This window comes from Bradyrhizobium sp. (assembly GCF_049798375.1).
Classification (GTDB): Bacteria; Pseudomonadota; Alphaproteobacteria; order Rhizobiales; family Xanthobacteraceae; genus Bradyrhizobium.
Genome location: NZ_JBARGP010000335.1, coordinates 1 through 5,677 on the forward strand (window position 1 = coordinate 1; position 5,677 = coordinate 5,677).

A 5,677-nucleotide genomic window follows, 5' to 3' on the forward strand; every position below is an offset into this window, starting at 1 on the left:
CGCCATATGCGCGGGCGCGACCGACGCCACGGCCTCGCCGCCTTCGCCTGCGGCTCCGGCCTCGCCGCCGTTGGGCGCCGCGAGCTGCGGGTTCATGTTGTTCTTAGCGTCGGGCCCGGCATAGGTGGCTTCGAGATCGATGATGTCGCGAAGGAAGATCTTGCCTTCGTTCAATTCGTCGCGCCAGATGATGATGGCCTGGAAGGTCAGCGGGCTTTCGCAGAGGCCCGCGATCATCGCCTCGCGGCCGGCCTCGATGCGCTTGGCGATCGCGATCTCGCCCTCGCGGGAGAGCAGTTCGACGGTGCCCATCTCGCGCAGATACATGCGCACGGGATCGTCGGTGCGTTCGCCCGGCTCGGACTTCTTGACCTCGGTGACGGCCTTCTGCGTGATCTCGACGAGCTCGTTGCTCTCGTCGTCGTCGGTGCTGTCGTCCTTCTCGTCCGCTTCCTCGGCGTCCTCGGCCTCGGTGACGTTGATGCCCATGTCCGAGAGCATCGACATGATGTCCTCGATCTGCTCAGGCGAGGTCGTGTCGGACGGCAGTACCTCGTTGAGCTGATCGAAGGTCACGAAGCCGCGCTTCTTGGCCTGCTTGATCATCTTCTTGACGGCGGCGTCCGACAGGTCCAGCAACGGCGAAGGGGCGTCGGCGCCGTCCTTTTCGGGAGCGTCCGCGGCCTTGTCGTCCTTTTCCTTGTCTTTCACCTGCAGCGTCTTTGCCTTCGTGGCCATTCATTGCTCCCGAAACGCGCCCGCTTCTGCCTGTGGCGATCTGCACCCTGGCATCGCAGCACCCGCCTGCTGTACTCAAACTGTTCACGACGCGGAAAGGGCGGCGCGCCTTTAACGTCGCCACCCCGGACTCTCTGTCGCTGGTTTCGTCCCCGGCCCGGCGCACCTTTCAGCACGGAAGTGCTTGCAAAAGTAATACCGGTGATGCGATCGGTTGGCGCACGATCCGGGTGCCCAGCCATGAGCGATCCCGTGATGTGACGCAGCCTCCGACGGCTCCAGCGACCCCTCTCGCGGTTAAGATGCTCCGGACCCCTTAAACTTCGCTTAACCCTGTTTTTGCAGCCAAACCATGGATTTGGCGAGTCTTTTCCGTAACGCTGGGGAACCGGCCGGCGCCTTCACGGGCGAACGTGCTTCAAACGGTCTTCGAGAACCGGCCGGACAACTGGCCAAATCCTTCGATCAGCGCCTCGGTGCCATCCACCTCAGCCATCCTGGCCTTGACGTCCCGCAGCCAGCCCATGTGGGCGTCACTCGGCTCGTCGCCAAGCGCCAGCTCGGCATCCTTCAATTCCCTAAGTAATGAGTGCCATTGCCGATGCAAGGCAACCAGCTGATGCCAGGTGGAAAGAACATCCTCGCGCGCCGCGCCAGGTTTTGCCGCCCACACCGCATCGGTCGTGATCGCTCGCTCAACCCGTTGAAGAAGCTCGGAAAATCCGCCCGCTTCCAGATCGGCCCGCATTTTTTCGGCTTGTTGTTCCGGATCAGACGAATGGTGATGATCGTGGGCGAAGGCGGCGATGATGGCGGCGCGCAGTTTGTGCGCCTCAGGGTGGGCGAGTTCGAGGGCCGCGACCTCTTCCAGATGCTCGTGCAGCAGCCAGGGATGGTTGATCAGGGAGAGCAGGATCAGCGCCTCGCGGCGGGAGATCGCGCTGCGCTGGCCGCGCATGATCGGGCTCAAAGCCAGCTGGGGACTCGACGCCTGGTAGGGTCCGCGTCCCAGCGCGGCGCCTGTGGACGGCGGGGCGCCGCGCCGGAAATTGCCGCCGCCCCCTGTGGATAACCGGCCCTGAGCCGGTCCGCGGGGCACAAAACCGCGGCCTGATTCGCGGCCGCCCCTTCCGTAGCCGCGCCCGTATCCTTGTCCGTCTTGCGGGGCGAAGGCGCGGTGCAGCCGCTCGCTCAGGTCCTGCCGGTAGTACCGGCGCACCACCTCGTCGCGGATGCCGTTGGTGAGCTCGCCGATCTTGGCCTCCAGCGCCGCGCGCCGCTCCGGCGTCGTAAAACCGCCGCCCTCGATCTCGCGCGACCAGATCATTTCGGCCAGCGGCTTCGCGACGGCGAGCACCTCATCGACCGCGCCGCGGCCACTGGTGCGGACCAGGTCGTCGGGGTCCTGGCCCTCGGGCAGCAGCGCAAAGCGCAGGCTTTTGCCGGGCTTGAGATGCGGCATGGCGAGGTCCGCAGCACGATAAGCTGCTTTCTGGCCGGCGCGATCGCCGTCGAAGCAGAGGATCGGCTCGTCGACCATCTTCCACAGCAATGCGAGCTGGTTCTCGGTCAGCGCGGTGCCGAGCGGCGCCACCGCGCCCTGGAAGCCGGCGGTGACCAGCGCGATCACGTCGACATAGCCCTCGACCACGATCAGGGGGCTGCCGTTATGCGCGGCCTGGCGGGCCGAGCTGAGGTTGTAGAGGTTGTCGCCCTTGTGAAAAAGCGGCGTCTCCGGCGAGTTCAGGTACTTCGCCGCGACATCCTTCTCCAGCGCGCGGCCGCCGAAGGCAATGACGCGGCCGCGGAGATCCGTGATCGGGAACATCACGCGGTCGCGGAAGCGGTCATACGGCACCGGGATATCGTCGCCGCCGACCAGCAAGCCCGTCTCGACCATGTCCGAGACCGGCACGCCGTGCTTGCCCAGATGCTCCTTCAGCGCGAAGCGGTCGGGCGGCGCATAGCCGAGCCGGAACTGCAGCTGCGTCTGCGGGCTGAGCGCGCGGTCGGCGAGATAGCCGCGCGCCTTGGCGCCGACGCGGGAAGCCAGGGTGTCGGCGAAGAAGGTCGCCGCCAGCTCCATCACGTCATGCAGGGTCTTGCGGTGCTTTTCCTGGCGCGCCACGTCGGGGCTCGAGACCGGCAAGGCCATGCCGACCTGGCCTGCCAGCCGCTCGACGGCTTCCGGGAACGAGCAGCCCTCGGTCTCCATGATGAAGTCGAAGATGTTGCCGTGCTTGCCGGAGGAGAAGTCGTGGTAAAAGCCCTTCTGGTCGTTGACGTAAAAGGACGGTGTCTTCTCCTGCTGGAACGGCGACAGCCCCTTCCACTCGCGCCCCGCCTTCTTCAGCTTGACGCGCTTGCCCACGACATCCGAGACCGGAAGCCGGGCGCGCAGCTCGTCGAGGAATTCTGAGGTGAAGCGGGCCATGAGGCGGTGTGCGGGTTCCGGCGGTGGCGGCGGTGAGGCCGGGAGCAATCGAACAGGGATATAAGAATCGGTTCGCAGAATGCGAACTTAATCGCAGTTGTCCGGGCTATTCACAGCGCCCGCTCTCTCAGTGCTTCAGAAACCGCCCCGAGGCGATGCGGGGGAGATCGTCGACCGGCCAATTGTAGAGATAGGTCCAGGCGTCACGCATCGAGCCGTCAGCGAGCGCCACCGGCAGCATCTGCCGCAGATATTCGGTCGGCTCGGGAAAGCTCTCGCCGCAGGCCTCGTACATGTCGAACTCGCGCAGCATCGCCTCCGGTTCGCGCAGCCGGAACAGCTCGCCATAAACGATGTCGGCCGCGTCATCCGACAGCACCATGCCCGGATAATGCTTCACCAGATACAGCCGGCCGCGGCAGTGGGCTTCACTGATGAAGTCGGCGTTGGCGGCCAGCAGCCGCGCCATTGGATGATCGAAGCCGCGCATCAAGGTGCCGTAGACGAACAGGAGATCGGAGGTCATCGCCCGTCTATAGCCGTCCTCGCGCGCGAAGCGAAGCGCGCCCTCCCGACAGGGGCAATTACGCCGGCACGACCTCGTCGCTGACCACGACGAATTTGGTCAAGGTCATGCGACCGAAGCTCGTCGTGAGCGCGACATCGGCGGCGTCGCGCCCCGTCGCCATCAGGACGCGGCCGATCCGCGGCACATTGTGGCGGGCATCGAAGCTGTACCAGCGGCCGGACAGCCAGACCTGAAACCAGCCGGAAAAATCCATCGGCGCGGGATCGCGGGGCACGCCGATGTCGCCGAGATAGCCGGTGCAGTAGCGCGCCGGGATGCCCATGCAGCGGCAGAACGTCAGCGCCAGATGCGCAAAATCGCGGCACACGCCCTTGCGCTGCTCATAGGCATCATGCGCCGACTTCATGTGATGGGCGTGCTCATAGCCAAAACTGATATGACTGTGCACGAAGTCGCAGATCGCCTGCACCCGCGCCCAGCCCTGCGGCGTGTTGCCGAACAGCGACCAGGCGACGTCGGTGAGCTTGTCGGTCTCGCAATAGCGGCTCGGCATCAGATAGAGCAGCAGATCGTCCGGCAATTGCTCGATCGGAATTTGCTGCGCGGTTGGGTCTACGTCGTCCGGCAGCCCGGAATCGCGCACCAGCGCATTGCCGCGCAGAGTGATGCCGCCGGCCGGCGCCACCAGGCGGCCGCAGACATTGCCAAAGCTGTCGCGATAAAAGCCGATCGGCACGTCGGGCTCGGCTGTGATGCGCTCTTGGCCTGCGATGTCGGCATGGCGCGAGGGATGGATGGAAAGCAGCATCACCATCGGCGTCGGCATCTCGGCCGCATAGGAGATTTCGAACCCGACCTTGATCTCCATGATCAGCCTCCAGCCGTCGCGCCGGCGCGCGTCGCGCCGCAAACTTCAGCCTTGTGATCGATCATCGGGACCGGCATCGTCGCCACCGACATCACGGTTTTCGGCTGTCCCATCGAGCTCGATTCCTTATCGCATCGTTGCGCGATCGGCGCACCGCCACACGAGGCAACGGCAAAACATGCAAATTCCGGACCCGACCGACACAGCTCTACTCGTCGGACCAGACGAAGTTCCGCCAGTGCTTGAACACAATGCAAGCGGCGCCTCGCCATTTCTGTTCGCGTGCGATCATTACGGCCGGCTGCTGCCATCAGCGCTCGGCGATCTCGGCCTGAGCGAGGACGACCTGACGCGCCATATCGCCTGGGACATCGGCATTGCCGGCGTGGCCGAGCAGGTCGCGCACGCGCTTGATGCGCATCTGGTCGCGCAGCGCTATTCGCGGCTCGTGATCGACTGCAACCGGCCGCCGGGCGTGCCGAATTCGATCCCGATCATCTCCGAGCGCACCACCATTCCAGGCAATGAAGGCCTGACGCCGCAGGCCGCAGAGGCGCGCCGCCGCGCCGTCTTCGATCCCTATCACGACCGTCTCTCGGAGGTGATCGACGCCCGCCGGCGCGCCGCCCAGCCGACGGTGCTGGTCGCACTGCACAGCTTCACGCCCGTCTATGCCGGCATCGCGCGGCCCTGGCATGTCGGCACGCTGTACCATCGCGACCGCATCCTGCCGCCGCTGCTGCTCGAGGCGCTGCGAGCCGAGCCCGGGCTCGTGGTCGGCGACAACCAGCCTTATGCCGTCAGCGACCTCACCGACTACACCATCCCCGTGCATGGCGAGGCCGGCGGGCTGATCAATACCGGCATCGAGATTCGCCAGGACCTGATCGCGGAAGCCGACGGCCAGCGGGAGTGGGCGGAGCGGCTGATCCGGGCTTTCGGCAACATCGAAGCAAGCTTGAGGGCTCAGGGGCAGATCTAAATCGCCCGCTTTCAGCTCCCGGTCACCCTATATTGCACCGAGATCAATGTTTTGATTGCTCTCAATTTTGCACTGAGTCATTGCTCTGACGCTCCTTCACGGAGGACGAAGAGCAATGACCATGAT

Annotated in this window: 5 protein-coding genes; 1 reads left to right on the forward strand and 4 read right to left on the reverse strand. The window is 65.0% G+C overall.

What is annotated here, in order from left to right; translation table 11 throughout:
* The 4 genes from WA702_RS14220 to WA702_RS14235 form a co-directional block, all read right to left on the reverse strand.
* Nucleotides 1-738, reverse strand: a 738-nt coding sequence (locus tag WA702_RS14220; RefSeq protein WP_425111171.1) for an RNA polymerase sigma factor region1.1 domain-containing protein, incomplete at its 3' end; no start/stop codon positions are given.
* 418 nt (nucleotides 739-1,156) lie between these two features.
* Nucleotides 1,157-3,172, reverse strand: coding sequence for a DNA primase (gene dnaG, locus WA702_RS14225; RefSeq protein ID WP_425111172.1), 2,016 nt, complete (start codon nucleotides 3,170-3,172; stop codon nucleotides 1,157-1,159).
* A 127-nt stretch (nucleotides 3,173-3,299) separates the two neighbouring features.
* On the reverse strand, nucleotides 3,300-3,698 hold the full coding sequence (locus WA702_RS14230) for a gamma-glutamylcyclotransferase family protein (protein ID WP_425111173.1): 399 nt from the start codon (nucleotides 3,696-3,698) through the stop codon (nucleotides 3,300-3,302).
* Between the two features lie 58 nt (nucleotides 3,699-3,756).
* Complete coding sequence (locus tag WA702_RS14235) at nucleotides 3,757-4,569, reverse strand: transglutaminase-like domain-containing protein (protein ID WP_425111174.1); 813 nt, start codon at nucleotides 4,567-4,569, stop codon at nucleotides 3,757-3,759.
* 178 nt (nucleotides 4,570-4,747) lie between these two features.
* On the opposite strand from WA702_RS14235, the gene WA702_RS14240 reads away from it, so the two are divergent.
* Entirely contained in the window at nucleotides 4,748-5,551 is an 804-nt protein-coding gene (locus WA702_RS14240) for an N-formylglutamate amidohydrolase (protein ID WP_425111176.1), read from the forward strand.
* The last annotated feature ends 126 nt before the right edge of the window (nucleotides 5,552-5,677 follow it).